The sequence below is a fragment of the Paracoccus sp. PAR01 genome (assembly GCF_014851995.1).
GTDB classification, from domain to species: domain Bacteria; phylum Pseudomonadota; class Alphaproteobacteria; order Rhodobacterales; family Rhodobacteraceae; genus Paracoccus; species Paracoccus litorisediminis.
This window is the reverse complement of sequence record NZ_JACVAW010000004.1, coordinates 147604-172498: the sequence shown is the minus strand read 5'-3', so window position 1 is coordinate 172498 and position 24895 is coordinate 147604. Positions and strand designations below refer to the sequence as shown.

General features: G+C 61.5%; 27 protein-coding genes and 3 pseudogenes. 14 read left to right on the top strand and 16 right to left on the bottom strand.

Going from position 1 to position 24895, the window contains the following annotated elements; genetic code table 11:
* Position 1: 1 nt before the first annotated feature.
* Positions 2 to 973, bottom strand: a complete 972-nt coding sequence (locus IB235_RS09710) for an ABC transporter permease (protein WP_192336540.1) — start codon at positions 971 to 973, stop codon at positions 2 to 4.
* Between the two features lie 16 nt (positions 974 to 989).
* Entirely contained in the window at positions 990 to 1700 is a 711-nt protein-coding gene (locus IB235_RS09705) for a creatininase family protein (RefSeq protein ID WP_192336539.1), read from the bottom strand.
* A 157-nt stretch (positions 1701 to 1857) separates the two neighbouring features.
* Here IB235_RS09705 and IB235_RS09700 point away from each other — a divergent pair, with 157 nt between their 5' ends.
* From IB235_RS09700 to IB235_RS09680, 5 genes are all read left to right on the top strand, one after another.
* Positions 1858 to 2430 (top strand): MarR family winged helix-turn-helix transcriptional regulator, encoded by a 573-nt coding sequence (locus tag IB235_RS09700; RefSeq protein WP_155039277.1) that lies wholly within the window; start codon positions 1858 to 1860, stop codon positions 2428 to 2430.
* A 64-nt stretch (positions 2431 to 2494) separates the two neighbouring features.
* A complete protein-coding gene (locus IB235_RS09695; RefSeq protein ID WP_192336538.1) occupies positions 2495 to 4075 on the top strand; it encodes an ABC transporter substrate-binding protein in 1581 nt (526 codons plus the stop codon).
* Positions 4076 to 4138: 63 nt separating this feature from the next.
* Positions 4139 to 5053 (top strand): polysaccharide deacetylase, encoded by a 915-nt coding sequence (locus tag IB235_RS09690; protein WP_192336537.1) that lies wholly within the window; start codon positions 4139 to 4141, stop codon positions 5051 to 5053.
* Positions 5050 to 5979 carry an isoaspartyl peptidase/L-asparaginase family protein gene (locus tag IB235_RS09685; RefSeq protein WP_192336536.1) on the top strand — a complete coding sequence of 310 codons (930 nt, stop codon included), beginning with the start codon at positions 5050 to 5052 and terminating at the stop codon, positions 5977 to 5979. The genes IB235_RS09690 and IB235_RS09685 overlap by 4 nt, the downstream gene beginning before the upstream one ends.
* A gap of 840 nt (positions 5980 to 6819) precedes the next feature.
* Complete coding sequence (locus IB235_RS09680; protein ID WP_225612147.1) at positions 6820 to 6999, top strand: transposase; 180 nt, start codon at positions 6820 to 6822, stop codon at positions 6997 to 6999.
* Positions 7000 to 7111: 112 nt separating this feature from the next.
* Here IB235_RS09680 and IB235_RS09675 read toward each other — a convergent pair whose 3' ends face one another.
* From IB235_RS09675 to IB235_RS09650, 6 genes are all read right to left on the bottom strand, one after another.
* Entirely contained in the window at positions 7112 to 7525 is a 414-nt protein-coding gene (locus tag IB235_RS09675) for a hypothetical protein (protein WP_192336535.1), read from the bottom strand.
* 28 nt (positions 7526 to 7553) lie between these two features.
* Positions 7554 to 7778, bottom strand: a complete 225-nt coding sequence (locus IB235_RS09670) for a hypothetical protein (RefSeq protein WP_192336534.1) — start codon at positions 7776 to 7778, stop codon at positions 7554 to 7556.
* A gap of 12 nt (positions 7779 to 7790) precedes the next feature.
* Entirely contained in the window at positions 7791 to 7952 is a 162-nt protein-coding gene (locus IB235_RS09665) for a hypothetical protein (RefSeq protein WP_192336533.1), read from the bottom strand.
* Between the two features lie 31 nt (positions 7953 to 7983).
* Positions 7984 to 8247 (bottom strand): hypothetical protein, encoded by a 264-nt coding sequence (locus tag IB235_RS09660; RefSeq protein ID WP_192336532.1) that lies wholly within the window; start codon positions 8245 to 8247, stop codon positions 7984 to 7986.
* 436 nt (positions 8248 to 8683) lie between these two features.
* A complete protein-coding gene (locus IB235_RS09655; RefSeq protein WP_192336531.1) occupies positions 8684 to 9463 on the bottom strand; it encodes a hypothetical protein in 780 nt (259 codons plus the stop codon).
* A gap of 26 nt (positions 9464 to 9489) precedes the next feature.
* Positions 9490 to 10119 carry a hypothetical protein gene (locus tag IB235_RS09650; RefSeq protein WP_192336530.1) on the bottom strand — a complete coding sequence of 210 codons (630 nt, stop codon included), beginning with the start codon at positions 10117 to 10119 and terminating at the stop codon, positions 9490 to 9492.
* 210 nt (positions 10120 to 10329) lie between these two features.
* Here IB235_RS09650 and IB235_RS09645 point away from each other — a divergent pair, with 210 nt between their 5' ends.
* The 3 genes from IB235_RS09645 (at position 10330) to IB235_RS09635 (ending at position 12757) form a co-directional block, all read left to right on the top strand.
* Positions 10330 to 10680, top strand: a complete 351-nt coding sequence (locus IB235_RS09645; RefSeq protein WP_192336529.1) for a PepSY domain-containing protein — start codon at positions 10330 to 10332, stop codon at positions 10678 to 10680.
* A 77-nt stretch (positions 10681 to 10757) separates the two neighbouring features.
* Positions 10758 to 11429, top strand: coding sequence for a response regulator transcription factor (locus tag IB235_RS09640; protein WP_192336528.1), 672 nt, complete (start codon positions 10758 to 10760; stop codon positions 11427 to 11429).
* Positions 11426 to 12757, top strand: coding sequence for a HAMP domain-containing sensor histidine kinase (locus tag IB235_RS09635; RefSeq protein WP_192336527.1), 1332 nt, complete (start codon positions 11426 to 11428; stop codon positions 12755 to 12757). Before IB235_RS09640 ends, IB235_RS09635 begins: the two co-directional genes overlap by 4 nt.
* Before the next feature lie 275 nt (positions 12758 to 13032).
* Here the strand turns inward: IB235_RS09635 and IB235_RS25535 are convergent.
* A pseudogene (locus tag IB235_RS25535) lies at positions 13033 to 13374 on the bottom strand (DDE-type integrase/transposase/recombinase); the annotation flags it as partial.
* Positions 13372 to 13610 (bottom strand): annotated as a pseudogene (locus IB235_RS25530) (transposase); the annotation flags it as partial. The pseudogenes IB235_RS25530 and IB235_RS25535, both read right to left, overlap by 3 nt.
* Positions 13611 to 14351: 741 nt before the next feature.
* Here IB235_RS25530 and IB235_RS25840 point away from each other — a divergent pair.
* From IB235_RS25840 to IB235_RS09615, 3 genes and pseudogenes are all read left to right on the top strand, one after another.
* Positions 14352 to 14678, top strand: a pseudogene (locus IB235_RS25840) (transcriptional regulator); the annotation flags it as partial.
* Positions 14679 to 14762: 84 nt separating this feature from the next.
* The gene (locus IB235_RS25075) at positions 14763 to 15188 is read left to right on the top strand and encodes a hypothetical protein (protein ID WP_225612191.1); all 426 of its coding nucleotides are present in this window, start codon (positions 14763 to 14765) and stop codon (positions 15186 to 15188) included.
* A gap of 21 nt (positions 15189 to 15209) precedes the next feature.
* A complete protein-coding gene (locus IB235_RS09615) occupies positions 15210 to 16040 on the top strand; it encodes a hypothetical protein (protein ID WP_192336524.1) in 831 nt (276 codons plus the stop codon).
* Between the two features lie 73 nt (positions 16041 to 16113).
* Here the strand turns inward: IB235_RS09615 and IB235_RS09610 are convergent, their stop codons facing one another.
* Entirely contained in the window at positions 16114 to 16401 is a 288-nt protein-coding gene (locus IB235_RS09610) for a DUF1127 domain-containing protein (protein ID WP_225612145.1), read from the bottom strand.
* Between IB235_RS09610 and IB235_RS09605 the strand changes: the two genes are divergently transcribed.
* Positions 16379 to 17389: a LysR substrate-binding domain-containing protein gene (locus IB235_RS09605; protein ID WP_225612143.1), complete on the top strand. Its 1011-nt coding sequence runs from the start codon at positions 16379 to 16381 to the stop codon at positions 17387 to 17389. The two genes, IB235_RS09610 and IB235_RS09605, sit on opposite strands and share 23 nt — an antisense overlap.
* A gap of 16 nt (positions 17390 to 17405) precedes the next feature.
* A complete protein-coding gene (gene cas7c, locus IB235_RS09600; protein ID WP_255524310.1) occupies positions 17406 to 18209 on the top strand; it encodes a type I-C CRISPR-associated protein Cas7/Csd2 in 804 nt (267 codons plus the stop codon).
* 1205 nt (positions 18210 to 19414) lie between these two features.
* On the opposite strand, the gene IB235_RS09595 is transcribed toward cas7c, so the two are convergent.
* The 4 genes from IB235_RS09595 to IB235_RS09580 all read right to left on the bottom strand — a co-directional run bounded on the left by IB235_RS09595 (position 19415) and on the right by IB235_RS09580 (position 22974).
* Complete coding sequence (locus tag IB235_RS09595) at positions 19415 to 19987, bottom strand: GNAT family N-acetyltransferase (protein ID WP_192336522.1); 573 nt, start codon at positions 19985 to 19987, stop codon at positions 19415 to 19417.
* 388 nt (positions 19988 to 20375) lie between these two features.
* A complete protein-coding gene (locus IB235_RS09590; RefSeq protein ID WP_192336521.1) occupies positions 20376 to 21359 on the bottom strand; it encodes an NAD(P)-dependent oxidoreductase in 984 nt (327 codons plus the stop codon).
* Positions 21352 to 21924, bottom strand: coding sequence for a TetR/AcrR family transcriptional regulator (locus tag IB235_RS09585; protein ID WP_192336520.1), 573 nt, complete (start codon positions 21922 to 21924; stop codon positions 21352 to 21354). The genes IB235_RS09590 and IB235_RS09585 overlap by 8 nt, the downstream gene beginning before the upstream one ends.
* 75 nt (positions 21925 to 21999) lie before the next feature.
* Entirely contained in the window at positions 22000 to 22974 is a 975-nt protein-coding gene (locus IB235_RS09580; RefSeq protein ID WP_192336519.1) for an aldo/keto reductase, read from the bottom strand.
* Between the two features lie 73 nt (positions 22975 to 23047).
* Here IB235_RS09580 and IB235_RS09575 point away from each other — a divergent pair, with 73 nt between their 5' ends.
* The gene (locus IB235_RS09575) at positions 23048 to 23371 is read left to right on the top strand and encodes a MerR family transcriptional regulator (protein ID WP_225612142.1); all 324 of its coding nucleotides are present in this window, start codon (positions 23048 to 23050) and stop codon (positions 23369 to 23371) included.
* A gap of 377 nt (positions 23372 to 23748) precedes the next feature.
* On the opposite strand, the gene IB235_RS09570 is transcribed toward IB235_RS09575, so the two are convergent.
* Positions 23749 to 24171 carry a glyoxalase superfamily protein gene (locus IB235_RS09570; protein ID WP_192336518.1) on the bottom strand — a complete coding sequence of 141 codons (423 nt, stop codon included), beginning with the start codon at positions 24169 to 24171 and terminating at the stop codon, positions 23749 to 23751.
* Positions 24172 to 24895 lie beyond the last annotated feature (724 nt).

The window sequence follows — 24895 nt, the reverse complement described above, 5'->3', positions numbered from 1 at the left end:
CTTACTGCCCCCCGTGGCGCAGTCGGGGATCAAGCGCCGCATAGGCCAGATCCACGCACAGGTTGATGACCACGAACAGCGCCGAGACCAGCATCAGATAGGCGACCATCACCGGCCGGTCGAGCGAGGTGATCGAATCCACGATCAGCTTGCCCAGTCCCGGCCAACTGAAGATCGTCTCGGTCACCAGCGCAAAGGCCAGCGTCGAGCCAAGCTCAAGCCCAAAGACCGTGACCAGCGGGATCGAGATCAGCTTCAGCACATGCCGCCGCAGAATCGTGCGTTCCGAAATACCGGCGGCACGGGCGAATTTGATCGTGTCGGTCAGCATGACCTCGCGCGTGCCCGAGGCGGCCAGCCGGCACATCATCGACATCTTGAACAGGGACAGGTTCAGCGCGGGCAGGATCAGATGCGACCAGCCGTCAAGCGTCAGAAATGAAAAGGGCACCCCGAAAAGCGCCCGCGTCTCGCCGCGGCCACCGGCGGGCAGGATGCCGAATTGTACTGCAAAGACCATGATCAGCATTAGCCCGATCCAGAAGGTCGGCACCGAAAATCCAAGGACCGAGGCCGCCATGATCACGCGCGCCGCAATGCTGTCGGGCCGGTAACCGGCATAGATGCCCAGCGGAATCCCCACCGCCGACGCGAACAGCACCGCGATCAGCGTCAGTTCCAGCGTCGCGGGCAGCTTCTGGGCGATCAGCGTGGCGACCGGCATGTTGAAGACGAAGGAACTGCCCAGATCGCCGGTCAGCAACCGTTGCAGGAAATGCAGATATTGCTGCCAGATCGGCAGGTCGAACCCATATTGTTCGATCACCTGCTGCCGGATCGCCTGTGTCGCATCGGGTGAGATCAGCACGTCGATCGGATTGCCGATCACATAGACGCCGGCAAAGACCAGCAGCGACATGACCAGCAGGACGATCAGCGCCTGCGCGAACCGGCGGATGATGAAGGATGCCATAGCGCGCTCCTGGCCGTCAGTGCCAGCCGTGTTCGATTTCGTGACGGGTCTCGGCAACGCCGACCTGCCAGATGGCCAGCATCTCGGCATCCGGGCGCTGGAAGACGCCGTGATAATTGCCCTCGGCAATGCGGGTGCGCTTGCGCCCGGCATCGACGCGGCCGACGGCGGAAAAATCGATGCGCTCCTTGCTGAAGTCCGGGACCGGAGCGCCCTCCAGCCGGGTCCAGGGGAAGTTCTCCATCCAGCTTGCATGCGAGGCGGCGGGGTCGATTTCCAGCACCTTGGCCATGGTCTTCGGCGCGCGCCACCAGTCATGCAGCTTGACCGAGGCATCGCGATGATCGTTCAGCCATTCGCCGATCAGCGGATTGACCGGCGCATTGCCGCCATGGCCGTTGACGATCAGGATGCGGCGGAAGCCCGCGCGATAGACGCTGTCCAGCATATCCTCGATCACCGACAGATAGGTCCGAAGCTTCAGCGAGATTGTCCCCGGATAGGCGGTGAAACCGGCGGCCATGCCAAAGGGCAGGCACGGAAAGACCGGCACGCCCAGCGGCTCGGCCGCCTCGACCGCCTCGACCGAGACGCGTTCGGCCAGAATCATGTCGGTGGCAAGGCTGAGATAGGCGTGCTGTTCGACCGAGCCGATCGGCAGCACGCAGCGGTCGTCCTGCGCCACCCTCGCCTCGACCTGACCCCAGTTCATGTCCTGAATCCGCATTCGTTCCGTCCATCCCCGCGCGGATCGCCGCCTTCTTGGCAGTTCCGCTGAATCATCCCAATTTGGTTCCATCAGGAACAAATATTATGATTGACGCAAGATAATTCCTCACAATAACGTCTCAAATGGAACTTGTGACAAAATCTTAGGCGCGTTCATGGATGACGTCATTCGTCAGTCGCTTTATGAGGGAAGGGCGGGTCGCGAGATGCCCCTGACAGTCGAAGGCATTGCCGAGGACAGCCCGCTGCGGACCCGCCTGTGGGAGAATCCCTGCTGGTTCTCGTATCGGCTGAACTACCTGGCCCTGTCCTTCAACAATCCGGTCTATGGCTTCATTCAGGGCAAGCTGGGACTGCTCAGGCCGGATTTCGTGGTGCTGTGGTCGCTCTATGTGGCCGGCCCCTCGACCCTGACGGATCTTGTCCGCGCATCGGGTTTCCCCAAGAACACGCTCAGTCGCGCCGCCAACAAGGTCTTCGGCCTTGGCATGATCGACCGTGAGGGCGATGCCATGGATCAGCGGCGCGTCACCCTGCACCTGACTGATCGGGGCAGGGCAGGGGTCGAGGCGGTCAAGGCCGAGATGCTGGGGCATGAGCGGCTGATGCTGGACTGCCTCAGCCCCGCTGAAAGACTGAACCTCTCCGAGATTTTGACGAAGCTTGTCGCGGCATCGGGGACATGGCCCCAATCGCTTGGCGGCGAGGCGGCCGGAGACGACACCTGACCGCGCAATCCCATAACAGACCGGCGCGAAACCGGCAGACCCACCTTAGCCCAAGAGGGACCGCATGAAACTGAAGCCAATGCTTCGCACCGCGCTGCTGATGAGCGCGCTTGCCACGCCGTTCCCGGTGTTGGCCGCCGATCTGGTGATCGCGACCAAGTCCGGCCCGGCCTCGATGGACCCGCATTTCACCGCGACCTCGGCCAATGCCGAGGCGACCAAGCAGGTCTTCGACACGCTGCTGAAATCGGGCAACGACCTGCAGATCGAGCCCTCGCTGGCGACCGAGTGGAAACTGGTCGATGACACGACCTGGGAATTCAAGCTGCGCGAGGGCGTGAAATTCCACGACGGTTCGGACTTCACCGCCGAGGACGTCAAGTTCTCGATCGAGCGGATTCCGAACGTGACCGGGCCGAACCCGACGACGATCTATGTCCGCCGCGTGGCGGGGGTCGAGATCGTCGACCCCCACACCATCCGCATCAAGACCAAGGGCCCGGCCCCGACGCTGCCCAACGACTTGATCCGCCTGTTCATCGTCTCGCATACGGCGGCGGCGGATTTCTCGACCAAAGAGACCGCGACCGAGGGCTTCAACTCGGGCAAGGCCACCATCGGCACCGGCCCCTACAAATTCGTCAGCTGGGCCCCGACGCAGGACCTGGTGCTTGAGAAATTCGATGGCTACTGGGGCGGCGCACAGCCCTGGGACCACGTCATCCGCAAGGAAATCCCGAATGACGCCGCCCGTGTCGCGCAGCTGAAGGCCGGGCAGGTCGATCTGATCTCGAAGATCCCGGCGACCGACCTGGCCAGCGTCGAGCAGGACGAGGCGCTGAAGGTGGTGAATTCGCCCTCGGTCTTCATTCCCTACCTGGAGTTCGACTTCCGCGAGAACACGCCCCAGGTCTGGGACAATGCCGGCAACAAGGTCGAGAAGAACCCCTTCGCCGATCCCCGCGTCCGCGAGGCGTTCGATCTGGCGCTGGACCGCGAGACCATCATCGAGTTCGCGCTGGAGGGCATGGGCAAGGTCTCGACCCAGATGGTGACGCCGAACATCTTCGGCTATAACGCAAACATCCCCGCGCCGGTCTTCGATGTCGACAAGGCGCGCCAGCTGATGGCCGATGCCGGCTATCCGGAAGGCTTCAAGGTCGCGCTGGCCTATGCAAGCGACCGGATGCCGACCGAGCTTGGACCGACCATCGCCCAGCTTCTGGCCGCGATCGACGTGACGGTCGACGTGCAGGGCGTGCCCGCGACGGTCTTCAACCCGGCCAAGACGCGCGGCGAGTATTCGCTGTACATGGCGTCCTGGGCGACACTGACCGGCGAGTCGAATTATACGCTGTCGTCGCTGATGCACAGCAACGACGCGGATAAGGGCTTGGGTGCCTTCAACGTGCGCGGCTATGCCAATCCCAAGATGGACCAGCTGATCGAAGCCGCGGCCGCCGAGTTGGACGAGGCCAAGCGCAAGGCGCTGCTTGAGGAAGCCAACCTGCTGGTTTCGACCGACCGGCCCGACCTGCCGCTGGTGATCAACGTCTCGGCATGGGGCATGAAGGCCGACAAGGTGACCTACGATCCGCGCGCCGACGAAGATACCGTCGCCATGGACGTCCACCCCGCGAAGTAAACCATCCCGTCCGCGCATGGCCCGCCGGTCCTGCGCGGACCCCTTTTACCATTGGAGACTCCCATGAGCCTTGCGCCCGACACCCCGCCCCATAGTTGGGACGAGCCGACCTGGCGTGGTCTGGTGGATTTTGTGCGCGCCGGGCGCTCGCTCAAGCCGAAAAGCTGGCCCGGTGGCGCGCGCTGCGCCGTCGCCCTCAGCTTTGATAGCGACCACGAGACGAACGAGCTGCGCGATGGCGGCAACTCGATTGGCCGCTTGTCATGGGGCCAATACGGCAACCGGCGGGGCGTTCCCCGCATCCGCGAGGTGCTGGACCGCTTCGGCGCCAAGGCCAGCTTCTTCGTCCCCGGCGTCGCCGCCGAACTTTACCCGGATGAGCAGAAATCACTTGTCGAGGACGGCCATGAGGTCGCGCTGCACGGCTGGATCCACGAGGTGAACACCCAGGTTCCGCCAGCGCAGGAGCGCGAGTTGATGCTGCGCGCCGCGGATACGCTGGAACGCGTCACCGGCATTCGTCCCGTCGGCATGCGCACGCCGTCATGGGATTACAGCCCCGCCACCCTCGCCATCGCCGAGGAGTTGGGCCTTGTCTATGACAGCTCGCTTTTCGCCGATGACGACCCCTATGAGATCCTCAGCAATGGCCGTCCGACCGGCATTGTCGAACTGCCGGTCGAGTGGATCCGCGACGACGCGCCCTATTTCATGATGAACCGCTTTGGCGGACAGCGGCCCTATACCCCTCCGACCGCCGTGCTGGACATCTTCCTGCGCGAGTTTGAGGGGGCCTATGCCGAAGGTGGGCTGTTTCTGCTGACCATGCACCCGCATGTCACCGGTTACCGCTCGCGCATTTTTATCCTTGAGGAATTGCTGCGCCGGATCACTGAAAAGGGCGATTGCTGGGTGGCAACACATGCCGACATCGCCCGCCATTGTGCGCGCGAAAACGGAATGGAGTTGCGGGGATGACGACAGCGAAATGGGCCTTGGCCATTCATGGCGGCGCCGGAACCATTCTGCGCAGCACGATGACGCCGGAACGCGAGGCCGCCTATCATGCCGCCCTGCGCCGGGTGCTGGAGGCGGGTCAGTCTGTCCTGCGCGACGGTGGTCTGGCCATCGACGCGGTGACCGAAGCCGTCGTGGTGCTTGAGGATGAGCCCCTGTTCAATGCTGGCCGGGGCGCGGTCTTTACCTCGGCCGGTGAGCAGGAAATGGACGCCGCGGTAATGGACGGACGCGACCGGCAGGCTGGCGCGGTGGCCGGAATCTTTGGCCCGCGCAATCCCATCCGGGTCGCGCGGCTGGTCATGGACAGCCCGCAGGTGATGATGATCGGTCCCCCAGCGCTTGCTTTGGCGCGCGCGGCCGGGCTGCCCTTCGAGGATCGCGATTATTTCTTCACCAAGGCCCGCTGGACCGCCTTGCAAGAGACGCTGGCCCTGCGCGCCGCCGGGGCGGTCGAGACCGATCCCGCCCGTCGCCACGGTACGGTCGGTGCGGTGGCGCTGGACCTTGCAGGCAACCTCGCCGCCGCGACCTCGACCGGCGGTATGACGGCCAAGCTTCCGGGCCGGGTCGGCGATACACCTGTCATCGGAGCGGGAACCTTCGCGGACAATGCCACCTGCGCCGTCTCGGCCACCGGCCATGGCGAGATCTTCATCCGCTGGACCGCCGGCGCCGAGATCGCGGCCCGTCTGCGCCATGCCGGGCAGAGTCTGGATCAAGCGGCGACGGCAGTGGTGATGGAGGACCTGATGCCAAACGGTGGGTCGGGCGGGGTCATTGCGGTGGACCGGCAGGGCAATATCGCCATGCCCTTCAATTGCGAAGGCATGTATCGCGGCGCGGTCCGTCGGGGCGAAGCGCCGCAAACCTTTGTCTATCGCTGAAACCCGAGTTTCGGTACTTCGCCGCGCAGGGTGAGCTGCTTCCCATCCTTGGCCAGTTTCCGGGGTGATTGAAGCTACTGCCTGCGCCTACCGATCGGTTTTGATGCTGTTCCAATAGACCACGGCGGGCGGTTGCCGTGGGCGGCGTGGGGCCGCTGGTGATTGTAGAGTGAGGCCGCGAACGCCATCGGTCCGAGAGAGTGGCCGAAAAATCCAGCCGCTGATGGCGCATTTGGCCTGAAATCCGGTCTACCAAGTGCAGATGGACGCGTTCATATTTCAGGGGCCACCACAGGCGCTTGATGCAGACGTTGTCGATCCAGCGCCGCCTGCCACCCCTCAAGATCTGGGTGCCGATCCGCTTCAGCCGATCAGTCCAGACAAAAGATGTGAACTGCGAACCTCATGACCTCGGGCGCGCCATAGCGGTGGATGGACTCGTTCAGCGCCTCAACGCGAGACACTCGGCCTCCAGCGTGTTTGATTTGCGCCAGACCAGCACCTTGCGGGTGAAGGACCACCGGATACAGAAATGAGCCATCGCGGCCCCATCTGTTTGAGCCCGGCGCATGCGCCGCATCGGCAGAGAGGCGATGTCGACGCATCAGGCTTGGCATGAGCCGCATCCGCCGCCGGATGCGCTTCTGGTTCACGCCACGCCCGTCTGCAGGCTGACCCCCAGACTTCTGCAGATGGTCATCTGCCGGACGCCGGAGAAAGGCGTGTCCAGGAATTGCCGCTCAATCCGCCGCATCAGCCCGAGGTTCTGTTCCGTCTTGCCCGCCGGGGGTGGTCGAACGACGAGCGCGAGATCAACGAGCCGGGCGAAGGCATAACGCCTTGCATCTCAGGCCGGAAGTCACGCGGGACGCCCACCAAAACGACAAACGCCGAAACAGGATTGAAATCGTGTTCGGCCGGCTCAAAGACTGGCGTCGGGTCGCAACACGCTATGACAGATGCCGGAAAGTCTTCCTTTCCGCCGTCGCCTTGGCTGCAACTATCATGTTCTGGCTATGAGCCGACAACGAGTCCTGACGCGGGCAAAGCGGAAAATTGGTCGAAAATCCCGGATCCCCTCTCGAATGTTTGCCACCGATGTTACTTGCGACAGAAACTCTCAGGTGGACCGTTAACACATATTGGAGCGCCCACTCTGCCCAAAGCTTTTTGCGATCCTCGAAGCGATGGGATCGGAGACGAACATGAAGACGACGGGAATGTCGGTGATGAACTCTCCGGCATCGCCGGTCCGCCCGATGGTTCCGATGGTTCCGATGGTAGTACTGGTGCCGTAGGTCGTGACCAGATCGTCCTGCATGTCCCGGGCCTCGCGGACGAATCCAGGGAGCAGCGTCTTGTCCTGCTGGGCGTCGCGGGTGATCAGCTCAACATCTGAACGACTGGCCCTGATGGTCTCGGCAAAGGCCTTGCAGGTCGCCTCGCAGCCTTCATACCAGATGTCATAGATCCTGAGCGGCGGCGCAGACAGCGGGGCGTCGGCGGCGAAAACGAGACATGCGAGTGTTGGACCGACAAGCTTCATTTCCCTGCTCCTGATGGCGGCTGCCGGATCATCCGGGCAGGCGCATGACTTCTATCTGCTTCAGAATGGCGGATACACGCTCGATCAGGCGTAGGGCCGAGAACCTGGCGTCGAGCGTCGCCGGGTCTGCGTCCGACCCGATGATATGCAGGGCGAGGCTGTGTTGCGCGACCTCGCACAGGGCGCCGCCAAAGCCGAGAGCCGCCACCGCGGCCACCATAGGCCAGAAGCCGGGAAAGACGGTCAGTCCCAAGACGGCCAACTCCTACCTTCCCATCCCGAAGGTTAGCAGCGCCACGCAACCCAGACGCCCGTCGGTCAGCCCCGCCGCCATTGGACAGATCAGCAGCGGGATCAGGTAGTAAAGCATGATGACCCGCCCGATATCCGTAGACCGGGCGCCGTCTTCCTCAAGTACGACGGGCACGAGATACCAGATGAAGACCGACTGCCGAGGTTCATCGGCACCGCGATCCCGAAGGCAAGGGCGAGCCGAGAAAGACCTTGGCGCGGGGTTTGGGGGCAGTGTCCTCGATTTCGGGGGGCGCAAGTTCTGGCACGGTCGCGCCGACGATCGTGTTTGCCTCCAGCACTGCGGCCAGAATGGCGACGAAGGCGCCAAAGAAGAATGTCAGGCCCGCCCCGATCCGGTCGGCCAGAACCCCTCCAAGCGCCGATCCGCAGAACGCGCCGAAAATGATCGCGAAAAGATATGAGCTCATCGCCTTGGCGGCCTGACCTGCTGGCGTGGTGCGCAGGAAATAGTTGCGACAGGCCACGGTGGCGAGGGCTTCGGGCCCACCCAGCCGGCAATCGACAGGGCCCCCAGCCCGACTCCGACCGATGCCAGCGCGGTCAGGGGCGCGGCCGACAGGAAGATGCGCCCGGGGTCGAATCTCTGGATGATCCGGGCGCTGATCGGCCCATCCCCGGCAAGGCAGCTGTAAGCGCGGCAAGGCTGGCGACGGGGCCAGGAAACCGGCCTATAACCAAGGCGAGCGAACCGCGCTCGCGCACCAGTTGGTGCGCGCGACGGAAGGCATGTTGTCCAGAGACTGCCAGCGCTCCTCAGCCAGCACCCCGTATGCCAGCTGGCCTCGTCGCCAAGAATGGCCCCCGGCGGGCTGCGGGCGGCGCGGTGCGCCCGCAGCGTCAAGTTTATCGGGTCAGCCGGTCCATCTGTCGCGCCGTATCGCGGCCCATGAAGGTCATGGCGGTGACGGTGATCACGATGACGGCAAGAAAGGTCAGGCTGGTCGACACAGTGCCAAGCCCCATTCCGCCATAGTCTGCCGGTTGGGAGAGAAGGTCGCCAAAGCTCGCGCCCAGCGGACGGGTCAGGATATAGACCAGCCAGAACGCCAGTACGTTGTCGAGGCCAAGGAAGAAATACCCCAGAGACAGGCTCAGGATCACCGCACCGAACAGGATGCCCGTCGCCGCGTAGCCCAGGCCATAATGCTCGGCGACCAGATCTCCGGCGGCGGTCCCCAAGGCGAAGGTGAACAGGATCGCCAGCCAGTAGAAACCCTCGCGGCGTGGGGTATCCACGGCATGGATCGAAAGCGTGCCCTCGCTTCGGTACCAGACAAGGAAGGTAAGGCCCAGCAGCAGGCTGAATCCGGCGGTGCAGGTCACAAGGCTGACGCCCAGATTGTCGACGAAGTTGTCAGTCAGCAGCGTGCCCACCACCGAGATCAGGACCACGTTCAGCCAATAGGCCCAGGGAACATAGCGATCGGTCGCGAATTGCAGCGCCAGCGTACCCAGCAGGATCACCGTCATGATCATCGAGGTCGCGGTCAGGCCGAAGCCGAGATTGACGGCCAGATAATCCGCTGCAGTCTCGCCCATCGTCACGGCCATCAGCTTGATGAGCCAGAAACCGGCCGTGACCTCGGGAACCTTGTTTCGGGCGGAGGTTTGGGTTCGGGTCATTTCGATGATCTCCTGCAGGATGGGGCTCATGGCGTCACCAGCGCAAGGGCCTGCGCAGTGAAGCTGTCGGCACGGCGGTCGTCATCTGCATTGCAGCGTTCGGTGGCACGCTCGCGCAGTTCTTTGATCCTGTCGGTCGAGTCCGGCGCGGCATGCCCGGCTTGCAGCGTGTCACGCAGGTCGTTCAGCATCATCTCGCAGGGCAGCGGGTGACCTGCAGCATCGGTCACGGCGATGCCCGCGACGGACTCGGTCATGCCGCCACCGGTTTTTGCCGGGTCGGCCAGCGTTGCCTGCAATCCAGCCAGCACGGTGCTGACCTGCCCGGCATCCGGGTTGGGCGCCCGCAGGGCGGCGAAGGCCGCGTCGGCCGCGGCATCGACATTGCCCCATGCGACCGGGGCCTGTGGTTGCAGTTTGGACTCGGCATCGTCCCAAAGGTTTTCCAAATCCGTGATGCGGTGTTCAGCGGCGGTCAGATCCCCTCGCGCGGCGATGGCCTGCGTGTCTGATACAATCGACGCGAATTGCGAGACGTCGCCAAGCGGTGCGGTCACCGCGAGGCCGGGATCCGGCCCGACAAGGTAATGGTTGACCCCCGAGAACACCGCGATGGGGAGAAGGATCAGCGCCGAGGCAAGAAGGACCTGTTTCATGGATATGGCCTCATCAGGTTTTGATGTGCCCTTTTTGGAAAGCACAGCCTGCGCCCGCCTGACGGCAAGATTGATTATCCGTAATGTCTGCCGACAACCTGATTACGAATAATCAATCTTGCCGTCACGAGATGGTCGGACGAGGCCGCCAGATCAGGGGTCATGAGGGCCACGGTACAGTGCCGGGCCCGCAGACCGAAAGGAACAGCCATGAGACATCTTGCCACCGGTGCGGCGCTCGCCGCGGCGATTGCATCCAATCTGGCCATCGCCGCCCATGCCGGCCCCGAGATGAGCGATGCCGAGGAGGTGCAGGCCGTGCAGCAAAGCGGCATGACGCTGAACCAAGCCATCGACAAAGCCGTGGCGCAGACGGGCGGCACCGCGATCTCGGCGGGCTGGGAGGATAACGAAGCCGGCGTCTGGGGCTACGAAGTCGAGATCGCCGATGCCTCGAAGGCCGTGCAGAACTGGTTCGTCAACCCCAAGGATGGCAGCATCACCCAGCTTGCCGAAGAGAATGACGACCATCACGAAAAGGGCGCGGCGGACAAAGACTGACAGGCCCGCCTCGCGGCGCTATCACGGAACCGGTCGGCGGCACGATCCGCCGACCGTCAGCACAGGACGGGACAAACATGCATATCCTCGTTATCGAGGACGATCAGACCACCGGGGATTACGTGGCCACGGGCCTGCGCGCCGAGGGGCATGTGGTCGATCTTGTGGCCGACGGGCGTGAAGGCCTCGTGCAGGCCATGTCGGGCAGCTATGACGTGATGGTGTTGGACCGCATGGTGCCGGGCGTCGACGGCATGTCGATCCTGCGCACGCTGCGTGCCTCGCGTAAGCCGGTGCCGGTGCTGCTCCTGACCTCGCTCGACGGGGTCGAGGACCGGATTGGCGGGCTCAATGCCGGTGCCGACGACTATCTGGTGAAACCCTTTGCCTTCGGAGAGCTTTCGGCCCGGCTGAACGCACTGAGCCGCCGTCCGCACCCGTCAGACGAGCCGACGATTTTGCGCGCGCGTGACCTTGAGATGAACCTGCTGTCCCGACGCGTCACTCGTGCCGGGCAGGAAATTGATCTGCAACCGCGCGAATTCGCCCTGCTCGAACATCTTCTGCGGCGCAAGGGCCGGGTGCAGACCCGTACGATGCTGCTGGAATCGGTCTGGGACATCCATTTCGATCCGCAGACCAACGTGGTGGAAAGTCACATGAGCCGGTTGCGCGGCAAGGTCGACAAGCCTTTCGAAACCGCCCTGATCGAAACTCTGCGCGGTTCTGGCTACCGGATCGTCGAATGATCGCCTTGCGCTCGACGCCGCTGCGATTGGCGGTTGCGCTGATCCTGGTCTTTACCGGCTTTCTTGCCGCCGGACTGGGCACTGCCTATGCGCTGATGCATGAGACCCTGACAGACGATATCAAGACACGCGCCGAACAGGTGATCGACGAATTGCGCGCCATCCCCGAGCCGGAAGAACGTGCCGAACGCGCCGCGGAATTCGCCGCTTCGATGGATCCCGAGGAGATGGTGATCGCTGCCCGCATCAACGGCAGGAGCATCGGCCATCAATCGGCGCTGACCCTTGATGAGGGCGTGGTCAAGGGCACCGCAACCGGGCTCAAGGATGAGCGGGCGGACAGCTATCTTGTCCGCACCTCTGAAATTGGCGCCGACCGGATCACCGTGCTTGTCGGACGAGACAGCCTTGTCGAGCTGAACGAGACCTTTGTGGCCATTCTTGGTTTCAGTGTCCTGCCGGCGCTGCTGTTGACCAGCGCGATCGGGATGGTCGCCGTGCGACGGACCAACGCGCGGGTCGAAGCGATCCGCAGCACCCTGCATGCACTAAGCGAAGGAACGCTTTCAGCCCGCGTGAGTGCGCCGCATCCTGACACGGATCTGGGTGACATCTCGCGCGATCTCAACCGGATGGCGGCTGCGCAAGAGGCCGCGACCGATGCGTTGCGGCAAATCGGCTCGGACATCGCGCATGACCTCAAGACCCCAATCCAGCGGGTCGCCCTGCGGCTGGAGCGGCTGGCCGAAACCGATCTGCCCCAGACGACACGGGACGAGGTCGAGGCGGTGCAGACCGAGACCGCGCAGATCATCGGCACGTTCCAGTCCCTTCTGCAGATCGCGCAACTTGAAGGCGGGCAGGGCCGCGAGAGTTTCGCCCCTGTCGATTTGGCCGGATTGCTGCGCGACATGTCGGAAATCTACGAGCCAGCGGTCGAGGAAAGCGGTGCCACGCTTGACTGCCGAATCGAGGACCCGCCGACTGTCGTCGGCGACCGGCACTTGCTGTCGCGCCTGATCGCGAACCTTGTCGAGAACGCGCTGCGTCATGCGCCGGGCGGGCCGATCCATCTGGCGTTGCGTGGACCCGTCCTGTCGGTGTCGGATAGCGGACCGGGAATCGTGGCCGAGCGGCGAGAGGATGTCTTGCGCCGCCTCGTCCGGCTTGAGGCAAGCCGCAGCACGCCGGGTTCCGGCCTTGGCCTTGCGATGGTAAAGGCTATCGCAGATCTGCACGGGGCGCGTCTGGTCCTTGGCGATGCACAGCCGGGACTGATCGTGACGGTGACTTTCCCGACAGGTGGGGTCGAATTGCCCATGGTATGACCCGCCGCATACCGCCCTTTATCAGCAGTGAGACGACCAATTTGGCGCTCACGAGCAGATGTTCAGGCCTTCCTGAAAGGTCGGGCGCTGGAGAAGGCTTCGATGGTGCGGCGGTCCCGAACTCGGCGACCTGCCGATCACGCTGATCTCTTATCCGTCGACGAATTTCTTCAGCGATCGAGGGTACTGCTAGGCACCTATTCATGGGGTGCTGCCGCACATCAATTCAACGGGGATTGGCAAGTTGTTTGGGCATGATTGAGCCGGGTGCTTTGTCAGGCATTCATTTCGGCCGCATAGCCGCTCCAGAGATCGAAAGCATCGGCTCTGGCATGACGGTCCGAGGCAGCGAAAATTTGATAACGGCGCGGGCGAAAGAAGGTGTTGATCTGGTCGTGGGCTGTCAGAAACCTTTGGGCGTGCCTGAGTGACTTGAACCACCCCAATCCCTCGATCCGGTTGTTCATGTCCTTGTGCGCGCGATGCTCCGTGCCTGGCACAATGTCACGGATCGGTTTGAAGTAGCTGCACAATTGATCCGTCATGATGACACGTGGCTCGCCGAACCGGGCGATCAGTCTTGTCAGAAAGCGCCTTGCGGCCCTTGCATTGCGCTGTCCGATCTTCGCATGCAGCTTTCGATCTCCTTCTCGGAGATCTGCGGCACGGTGGACGAGTGACCGCCGAATGCTGCGGCCATGTTCTCGATTGCGGTGCGTTTCCAGCTGCTGATCATCGTCGGATGGATATTTTCGTACTTCTTGGCCAGTTCAGCCGTCGCCAGTTCCTCGCGGATGGCCTCCAGGGCCACCTTCGCTTTGAACTCTGCAAAATAGCGCTTGCGTTTGGTCATTTTGAGGTCGGTTCTTCCGCAGCCGCTAAAGCTTAGCGACTGGTCTGAAATCCCGCGTCCACCTCTGGCACCGCACTGCCTAGCAGAGTCGTGGCCGCAAAATGGAGCCGCCAGCCCTTCAGCTGTGACGAGGTGATGCCAAGCTCCTGCGCGACGAGGGCCTGCGTGGCACCAGGAGACAAAAGGCGTGCAACCGCCTACACCTTGAACTCCACCGTCAAGCGGCGACGTGGTCCCTTGCTCATCAAGGACCCTCTGCCCTGATAGTAAGCTAATTCCCAATCCGGGATCACCGGGCATGGTCAATGGGGCGGGTACCCAAAGCGAGGTCTTTGACAAGAGCGGCGAAAATTTGGCCTGAAGCTATGTCGGGCTTGAAGGTGTATCATTCATCCCCGCGCTATCAAGCAATTCAACCAGCTGGGCACCGGGTCCAATGGCTCAAGTTTCGCTGCGTCTTGGGTCGATGGGCTCGCAGCACCATTTCTGCAGCTGCCATTTAAGATGTTCCGCTTGCCAACGCGCCAGTTCGGGGTGGGCGGCGATCATGCAGGGAGCAATGAGACCTCGCGGGCATCGTAGAGATGCGGAAAATCCCGGCAGATGGTTCCATCCACGAGACATGCAACGATGATAAGCTTGATGAACATGGCATCCTCCAATCAGGACCGGTACCAGTCTCTACCCGAGCCGGGTGCCAAGTCCTGAAACCGGGACGAAATTCGACGATTCGTAGCCGAAATGCGTTATCCTGACAGCCTGCGGCTCGGTCGTGGCGCAATGTATGGACAGGGCGAGAGGGCGTTTCGGATCGGAGAGGTCACGGTCGATCTCGAGGCCGGGTTGATCTTGGACGCGGCAGGACGACCGGTCACCCTGCACCGACAATCCTTCGAGGTATTGCGTCACCTTATCGCGCCGAATGGTCGGGTGGTCGGTAAGGAAAAGCTGATCTCGACCGTCTGGCCGGGAATAGCGGTCACGGATGACAGTTTGGTGCAATGCATCCATGACATCCGGCGGGCACTGGGGCCAGCTGGGCAAGTCATCCTACGCACCATTCCACGGCAGGGTTATCGGGTTGATCCGGGTACCGAAGGAATGATCGCATCCAGACCCGTCAGAGCCGTTTCGCGACGTAGTACGCTTGCGATGGCGGGAATTGCAAGCATCGGGGTGGTCGCGGCCTCACTGGTGCAATGGAGACCGACGGCAACGCCGAGCCTTGCAACTGCGCTGCCCGTCATAGCCGTCATGCCCTTTGAAACACGAGGCGCGATCGAGCCGGATCATCTTGGGGCAAGCTTGGCCGAGACCATCATCACGATGCTAAGCCGTGCCCCACAGATCATGACCATCGCCCGCAGATCCTCATTTTCCCTGCGAGACAAGGAAGGCGATGTCCGCACGCTTGGCCAGACATTGCAGGCGGGGTACCTGCTGGAAGGCAGCGTATGGCGCGATGGAGATGAATTGCATGTCTCGACCCGACTGGATGACACGCACAGCGGACGACAGGTCTGGGCCGCGCGTTTCGTTGAGCGGGGCAAGATCCCGACGCCCTTGCTGATGCCGTAGCAGGTCGGATCATCAGCGCTCTTGCCGGAACCAAGGGCGAGCTTACGCGTGCCGAATATGCCCGGGTCTGGGGCAAGGACAGTGCCAGCCTTGGGGGAGTATGACTATGCGATGCGGGCTCATGATCGGATGTTTGGCGATAATTCTGCACAAGGTAATGCGGCCGCCGCCGCCATCTTGAAGGAGGAATTGGCCGGATATCCGGGTTCCGCCCATCTCAAGCTCAAGCTTGTCTGGAACGACTGGCGTCGCGCCTATAACTTCTGGAGCGACGACATGGCGGCGGATTTTTCCTCGGCAACCCGGCTTGCGCGTGAGATCGAGGCAACGCCCAACCTGACGCCTTGCATCGCGACCGGGCTGCATGGCTTGCTAGGCTACATTGCCATGCGCGAGGGCGATTGGGGACGCGTTTTGCGCGAGGCGGAATTGACGGCGAGCCTCGCGCCCTATGATGCCTCCCAGATCGCCGACCTCGCCGAGACCCTTGCCCCTGCGGGAGCGGATGATCAGGCGCTGACAAATATCGATTTTGGCGCGGTCCGTAACCCGGCGGATGCGGATTATCAGCATGCGCTGCGGGCATGGGTGCTGCGCCTGCAAGGACGATTGCAGGAGTCTGCGCGGGAAAGCCAGGCCGCGCGCATGCTTTTGCCCTATCAGCGCCTGCAATATGCCATCACCTTGGTACGGCTGGGCCAGATCGACCAGGCGAGGGCCAAAGTCAGGGCCGCACCTGCCGAGGATTCCGGCATTGATCTTGGAGCTTGGCGAGGTGCGATTGTTTACGCCGATCCTGCCATCCTGCCGGGCGAGCTTGCCGGTCTCGCCACGGCCGGATTGCCGGAATGAACAACGCCAAATCAGCCCTTCAGACCGCTTGCGGTGCGATCCTTATGGTCCGGCAATGCCCGGTCGTCCTTTGCTAGCAAATCTGCCCCTTGCGTCGCGCAAGCGCCTTGTCGGCCAGCGCCTGCGACGCGTTCACGTGCAGCGGCAGGCGGGCCGCGGCCTCGACCTCCGCCCGCGTCACCCCGATATCCTCCAAGATCTCGTCGTCCAGCCGCAGCAAATTCAGGAACGCATATCGCCTGATCTTGTTGCGGCGATGCTCCTCAAACACGCCCCGCAACCGTAAAGTCAACGGTCGGAACGCGACCCTTATCGACTGGCCCGGTGCGGACGGGTTCATGATGCTGGTTGCCTTGGTCATCGCTACCTCCATTGCTGGCACCAAGGTCGCATGTCGAAAATCGTCAATACAGCGCATAGATTTCATGGTATCGTTCAGAGAAATTGAACGCTATGGTGCCATGCAACCACAACAGCACACTCTTCTGGAAACCGATCTGCTGAAGACCTTTGTCACCATTTCGGAGACCGGGAATTTCACCGTTGCGGCCAAATGCGTGTTCAGGACGCCCTCGGCGGTCAGCATGCAGATCAAGCGCCTTGAGGAACTGCTAGGGCGGGCCCTGTTCGTCAGGCATCCTCGGCATGTGGCGCTGACCGCAGACGGAGAGGCATTCCTTGTGCATGCCAAGGACATTCTGCGCATCAATGACGAAGCATTGTCCCGTTTCCGGGTGCCCCAGCTTGAGGGACGGATCCGGTTCGGCGCGCCGGACGATTTCGGGGTGCGTTATCTGCCGGCAATCCTGTCCCGCTTTGCCTCCACCCATCCTCTTGTCGAGGTCGAGGTTTTTCTGTCAACGAGCGTCAACCTGTCCCGGAAATTCGAGGCAGGCGAGATTGACATGATCCTTACCGTTTCGGCCCAATCCAACCCGGCGACGGGCCAACTCATCCATTCAGAGCCACTCGTCTGGGTCGGTGCCCGTGACGGCATCGCCTTCTCCAGAACACCGGTCCCACTTGCCATGTCCACTCATGGCTGCCCTTGGCGGGCTGCGGCGCTTGCCGCGCTTGACAGAAGCGGGCATGCCTATCGGATCGCTTATACGTCCGAGACAGGTGCCGGCCAACTGGCAGCCGTCATGGCGGATCTGGCAATCGCCCCTCTGCCCGTCAGCCTGGTGAACGAACAGCATCGTAAACTGACGGAGAAGGATGGCTTTGGCGAGATCGGCTCGTATCAGCTGAGGCTTCAGAGGATCCCCGATATCGGCTCGGCAGGGCTGGCATTTTCGGAACATGTTCACGAGAGCTTTGCCAGGCAATCCGAACGGGGACCCCGATAACGACAACATGCCGCGCATGGATGACGACACCCAAAAGGGCCTGGTCACTGATGTCGCGATCAAGCGCAAGATTCGCAACTATGTCGGGATGACGCGAGAGAACGAGATGCCTAACCGTATCTATATGCGGGAGAAGGCCATCCTCAACCGCGCCCACGCTGAGACTTATGCCAGCAAGAGGATCAAGCACGTACCGGAAAAACCGGCGCCGGAAAAAGATGCCCCGTCGATCACAAGCTGGATGTGCCAGCAGTTCTACGACATCCGGGCCTTCGGTGCGGTCATGAACACCGAGGTCCATGCCGGGCAGGTGCGCGGCCCCGTGCATTTCAATTTCTCGGAATCGGTAGAACCCATCCAGCCCGACGAGATCGCTATCACGAGGTCCTCCGTCACCAACGAGCAGGATGCCGTGAAGGAGCGCACGATGGCGCGCAAGCTTGTCGTGCCCTATGGGCTTTACCACTGCCATGGCTACGTCTCGGCAAATCTCTCGGGACGGACCGGATTCTCCCAGATCGATCTCGACCTGCTTCTCGAGGCACTTCCCAATATGTTGGAGCATGATCGTATGGCGGCTCGGGCGGAAATGAACGCTCGGAAGCTCATTGTATTCAAACATGGCAGCAAGTTCGGCAATGCCCCGGCCCAGAAGCTTCAGAGGCTGATCGAGATCGGCCGCAGGATCGACGGGGATTTCGCCTCCCTGAATGGGCGCCCGGACAGCAGCCTTCCGCCCGCCCGGAGATTCGACGACTATGAGATCCGCATCGACCGCGCCGGGATCCCCGTCGATGTCGAGTTGATCGAGATCCTCTGAGCCAATTGCGGGCTGCGAACTCGGAGCGTCTCGAAAGGAGGCAGGAGGTTCGCACCTACCCCCTTTCCTCATGAAAGGTCCGGCATTTCCCTTCAGATCCAGAAAAGGCAGGATGCCTGCAGAATAGCCGCCGCAAGGTTCGCATTTTGGGAGGAGTTTCGCGTTTCTCAACAGTGTCGGATTTACAAGGCGGTCGCCCCCTTCACGGGTGAGTGGATTGAAACTCATGTTGATGCAAAGCCACATCGTTGATCATACCCAAGTCGCCGTTCTGCGAGAACTTGGATTGCAAAAACGCTGCTGACCCGCGCCGCTGATCAGCAGGACGGCACGTTCGAAGGCATTCATAGCAAGCCGGCGGGCGGGAAATTTAGTCGACCATGCGCCCTTCAGAGTGGCCTGTCGCGCCAAGTTCGCACCCCTGCGTGTGCTTGGTCCGTTAAGGGGTGTTATGTGGAGCCGCGCACGGCCAGCCGGACCAGCCCTTCAAATCTCCCGCCCGCCATATGGCCTGCCATCACGAAGGCGAGGTGCTCGGCATAGATCGCGTTATTGCCACCGATCCTGCCACGACCGGAAAAATGGCCCGAAGTCTGCTTGAGCTTTGTTTGTCCTAGTGGTGAAGCAAGCCGAGTAACCGTTCGCTCATGCCGGTCTGAGAATGTCATCGAGCCCAAGCGCATCGGCGACCGGACGCCTTACCTCTGGTATAATCGCTCGCTCTGGCCGGCCAGATGTCAGAGAGGCACTTGGGCCAATAGCCATCTTGTTTCGGCAGATTGCGAGCGCTGGCGCAAAGGCCACCTCCGGATCGATACCCACCAGCATTCATTTGCCAAGCCCGACAAACCCGGCATTCGGGAACCCCGGAAATACGCGTGCTGCTGACGCCGGAGCCCACCCGGCCCGTCGTGGAGCATGAGCACCTGGAAGCAACCCCGCGGGACCGAATGTGCGGCAATAGCTCTCGAAGCGCGCCCGGAGGTTGACGGCTTATCGATATTTCGAATTGACCCTGATGCTCTCTCGCGGCGCTTCGGATCATTATCATTGACCAAGATAAGTTCGTCACCGCGCAGGCGAACGAAGTAGAGACCTGATTTTTTTGGATTTCAGAGCTTCAGCACGCCACGACCTGACACGCAAGCACCTCCCCGCGCCGATCAAATTTGCACGCGATACCTACAACAACGCGCTTCGGGCGATCAAACCGGATCACCTTCCCGGAACCGTTCTACGGGCTGCTGTCGCGCCCTTTCCAAGAACAGCGTCTCGTGGTCGCCGTATCGACCCATGACATCATTTGAATATCCCACCTTTCTGGCAACATTGAGAGAGGCCGCATTGGCGGGGTCGATGATGGTCGAGGTGAGGGGGAACTCGATATGCGCGTCTGCCCAACGCAGCATCGCCGTTACCGCCTCCGTTGCGTAGCCCTTGCCGTGGGAACTGGCCGTGAACGCCCATCCGGCTTCGGGCTTACCCTTCAGGCTCGGCTGGGTGTCGCGGTGATAGTCTGCAAGACCGACCTCTCCCAGATAGGAGGCATCGGATTTGGCGGTGACGGCCCAATATCCGAATCCCAGATGATGCCAATGCCCGGCATATCGTAGCAACCGGGACCAAGACTGCTCCTCGGTCGAAGGTACGCCGGAAATATGCGCGACCACCACTGGATCAGCCCACATCGTCGCGCAGTCGCGAAAATCGTCAAGACGATGCCCACGCAGGATCAGGCGATCGGTTTCCAGAACAGGAACCAATGGGTTTTCAAACATCGATCGAAGACCTCTCGTTTAGACCGGCGTCCGCTACATCTCGGCTGGCCGGTTGAACGGAACTGGCTCATCCCACTCCGGCTGGAGCGAAGCCCTGCACGAACATGACCTAGCCATTCGTCGGAAAATAGAAAAGACCATACCGGGGCCCGAGCAGGACTTGCATGAGCGCCGCGCCGGGACCATGGGCATCCGCCCAAACCAGCAACCCAAGGCGGCCCATTGCCGCCGGTCGAGCACTACTCGTGCCGCACTGCCGCATGCGTCGAAGCGGTCGCTCAGACACCGCGCAGCGAAATCCTCGATTGGATGGCAACGATGCGGACGAAGCCGCCATTCGCCACTGCGGTAGAAAGGTCTGCATATAAACATTCGCACCGTACAGGGGTCAGCGGCTGCTCCAACTGCCTAGGCGTAACTCTTCCAGCCCTGCCTCCCACGATATGACCGGCGCGTAGCCAAGCTCACGCTGCGCTCTGGCAGTGTTCAGCGAGATTTCCAAAGCGCTCGTGGCATATTCTTGGAAGCTTAGCGGTCCATGCAGACGTCCCCCGCTGAACCTGTGAAGGACGTCACCGAACCTTGCGATCAGGCGCAAGACCCCCCGAGGGACGGATTTCTCGGGCACGCTCAGATCTTGGGTTGCCATAAGGCCGGTAACGACATCACGGAACGGTCGGGCCGGTCCGTCCGTGATATGATAAATCCTGCCAGCTTGGCCTCTTTCCAGCGCCAGATCGACCGCATGGCAGAGATTGGCGATATGCGTCGTCGAAGATAAATAATTGCCGTTCGAAATCCAGGCAAAGCGCCCATTTCGCACCATCGTCGCAAGCGTTGGCAGCGCGGTGCCGTCATCGCGCCCCCAGACCATACGCGGGCGCAGGATCATCACCCGCATCGTTTGGGCGGCCTGTAATGCGATGCGCTCAGCCTCGGCCTTGCCGGCCGAATAGGCCCCTGCCGGACGGGCCGGATACGGCGCCGTTTCATTGACGTCCCGAAGCGGCATGCCAGCCTGAAGCACGGAATCCGTGCTGATATGGACGACTGCGCCGATCCCGGCTTGCTGGGCCGACGCCATGACGCGGGCCGTGCCGTCACGGTTCGCAGCAAGTGCAGCCCGACCCGCACCGTGGTCAAGATTTGCGGCCGCATGGATCAGGTGATCTGCGCCTTGCATCAAAGGCGTGAGGTCGCTGGTCAACATGTCGCCGATCACAGGTCTTGCACCAAGGGCGGCAACACGTTCCGCTGCTGTTTGGTTGCGGACCATGCCAATGACGGGTCGGCCAGCGCCGATGAAATGACGGATCAGGTTGCGTCCGACATAGCCGTTGGCGCCGGTTATGAAGATGGTGCGATCAGTCATTTTGGCCGCCCTGTTTCACAATGCCGGTCAGGGCAAGGGCTTCGATGTCTTGCAGGATTTCGATGCGCTCGGCCTCTGTCCAATCATGCAGTTCCATATGCTCCTGAAATTTAAGCCCCTCCAATGCAAGCCACGCAATACGGGCGGCACGCGGTATGCTGGCGGTCGCCAGAAGCTCTTGCCCGAGACTGTTTTGATTGTCGCGGAAGGTTTGGCGCATGGCGCTGTCCTGCATGAGTGCCGCGACAAGGCTTAAGACCGCGGAGTTGCCGCCTTGAACCGGAGGGCTACGGCGCGCCGCCTCGATACGTCCGCGCAGTAGGGCATCGGGTTCAGCCGCAAAGTGTTCGGCACATTGCTGGTTGAAGGCATTGTCCGCCTTGATCGTGCGCAAGACCAACGCCGCAATCAGATCGCGCTTACTGGGGTGTTCATAAAGCACGGTGGCCTTGGATACGCCTGCCTCTTTGGCAACAGCCTCGACATTCAGGATGCCGTCGCGGGCCACCACCCGCTCCACGGCATCAAGGATTTCGTTCTGATCATGTTTGCGAGGTCTTGGCATGGGTGCACCAGTTTATTTCCGACCGGTTGGAAATAAACTGGTGCTTATGTGCCGTCAAGCAAATCCAGCAGTCGTTCAGACCCGTGCGCCCTGCACAAAACCAGCCAAGGGTTCTAGCGCTGCCCGTTCCGCCGTTGTGAGCACGACCGCCGTCGCCTCAAGATTTTCGCGTAGACGCGCCGGTTTGCGGGTGCCGGGTATCGGAATGACGCTGACGTCACAGATCCGCGCGCGATCATACAGCCATGCCAGTGCGATCTGTGCAGGCGTTACACCCCGTGCCCTTGCCAGCCCGATGACCGTTTCGACAGCGCGCATGTTGGCAGAGAGATTTGCCTCGGCAAAGCGGGGGAAATTGCGCCGTGCATCATCGTCCGCCAACGCCAGTTGCCCCGTTAGAAGGCCCCTGCCCAAAGGTGCGAAGGGCACGATCGCAATCCCAAGTTCGGCCGCCTTCCCTGAGACATCTGCCTCGATATCACGCGAGAAAACCGACCACTCTGATTGCAGGGCAGCGATAGGATGGATGGCATGTGCCTCGGCCAGTTCTGCAGCACTGACCTCACACAGACCAAGGGCGCGTACTTTGCCCTCGGTCACAAGATCGGCCATTGTGCCGATAGACTCGGCCAGAGGCACCGATGGATCGCGTCGATGCATATAGTAGAGGTCGATCACTTCGACCCCCAGCCGCTTCAACGAGGCTTCTGCTGCGCGCCGAATATGGCCGGGGTCGTTCGTCACACTCCAGTCATCGGGTGTAGCCGCGCTGCGTCGATATCCGTATTTCGTCGCGATATGGACCGTATCGCGGTTTGCATGCAGAAAGGGCGCAAGAAATTCCTCATTCGCGCCAATACCATACATGTCGGCGGTGTCGAAATGCGACACCCCGAGTTCCAGCGCCAGTTCCAGCGTGGCACGTGCCTGCACCTGGTCGGATCTACCGTAAAATTCGCTGATCCCCATGCAGCCCAGGCCCTGAATGCCCACCAGCGGGCCATTCCGACCTAGTGCAACCTGTGGAATTTTCGATGGGGTGTTCGTCATGCTTCATCTCCTGATTGGGACGAACAGGGTCTATAACTGCGTAGCGTACTCCACAGTCAACAGGGAAAACTGCATGCTGATTGCTGAATTTGCCCGCGTAACGGGCCTGCCCCGCGAGACGGTCCGCTATTATGTCCGCCGCGGACTTTTGCGCCCCGAACAGGGCCGCAAGGGGGGCTCACGCCCCTATCAGATCTTTAGCGAGAAGGATGTCGAGTTGGTACGCATCATCCGCGTGCATCAGGCACTCGGTAGCTCACTGGCAGAAATTGCCGAGATGATAACCGGGTACGCCGCCGGACAGGGGAACCCTGAGCAGACCGACGCATTGCTGAGGGATCATATCGTCCGCCTGGAACAGCAGCGCCGCGAAATCGACGGGATGTGGCCTTTCTAAAGGGCAAGCTCGACTGGTTGGAAAAGCCAAATGGCCCTCCGCCCCGGTTCCTCGATTATATCTGAGGGGAACTTCAGTGCGCTGTCGCAAGATCACTGAGAGCGTTGGAAAATGAACCATCCGCGATGTCTGTCGTCGCGTTTTCTCAATTATTGACGCTAGCTCGCGGTGGCTCGGTTGATTGCAAAGCTTCGAATAGTGCCGCAGAGCGGCGTCTCTCAGCCGCGAAAGACCGCTAAGGGCTCAACCGTCGCTGATAACCATAAAGAATGGCCTCTCAAACTGAGAGGCCAAGAAGGTCATGCAGAGCTTGACGGATAGAGCCCTAAAAGAGAAGGGTCCCGCTCGGCACCCTTTTCCTTTGGGTGGATGCTGGCTCAAGCCGCATCCAGAACCAAATGCGGCTGGCCGTCCGAGGTCTTGCTGAGACTGACCCCCGCCGCATTCACCGTCGCGTTGATCCGCTTTCGCGAAGCCGAGAAAAGCTCGGATCGCGACACGTCCACCGCCTTGTCGAAATCAATGGTCAGCGCGTGATAGCCGCGACCGCGTTCACGCGCCGCGATGACCCGACCGGTAAAGGTCTGGCCAAGGTAGCGGCCGCGCACCGTGCCGCCAAAGCTCCAGGGTGCGAGTTCGACCGCTACCGCATTTGCGGTATTCCAATCGCGCAGCCCGTGGCTTTGGGCGACCAGCTCCAGCGCCTCGGAATGGCTTATGGGCCTGCCGCCACGCTCCAGCGCCGCGCGCAGGTTCTTGGCCTGCGATTTCAAGGACTTCACATCATGGTTCAATGCCATGTCTTCACCTATTCTTGCATGATGCCTCAACAGGCGGGGCTCACATTGCCGCCAACCGGCAGATGCCAGATGGGGAGATAGCAAATCAGGACTTCACCATGGGCGTCTTGCCTGTGAGCGGCCGGGGCCTGAACCCGAAGGCCCGAATATGGGGCCGTGGCGGTTTTCGTCAAGTGCGTGGCCATCATGCAGTGAGCGCAATGAAAATAGATCTGATGATTGGGAGACTGCCAAACCTCCGACCGAGGCACTGCATTCCTCCCGTATGATGCGAAAATCTGCTGAAACGCCAAACGATGGAGGTTCGCTATGCAATTATGGGCTTTCGGCTGGTTCACTCTCACAATACCTAAACGTGAGGGGAACAGATGAACGACAGGAATGGGCCCCCGAGCGACAGGCGGCGTCGCGGGGCCCTCATGTCGCGCTATGCGGACAGTCCTGCATTGGTCGAACTTGTGCCTCACTCTGTGGACAGGTCAGACGTAAGCAACGGAAGACGCCGTTATGGAGATCTGCATAGCCGCAGCCGCAATTCTTCAGGAAGATCGGGCAATCCTGCTTGTCCGGAAACGTGGAACCTCTGCGGACGGCGACGAGACCCCTGTGGCCACCCTTCGTCGCGCTGATCGAAAGCACGATGCACGGCCAGTTCCGCAATCGAGCATGACGTGGATGTTTCGCGCCGAGCCCCTCACCTGACATCTGCTTATCTGGAACCCGG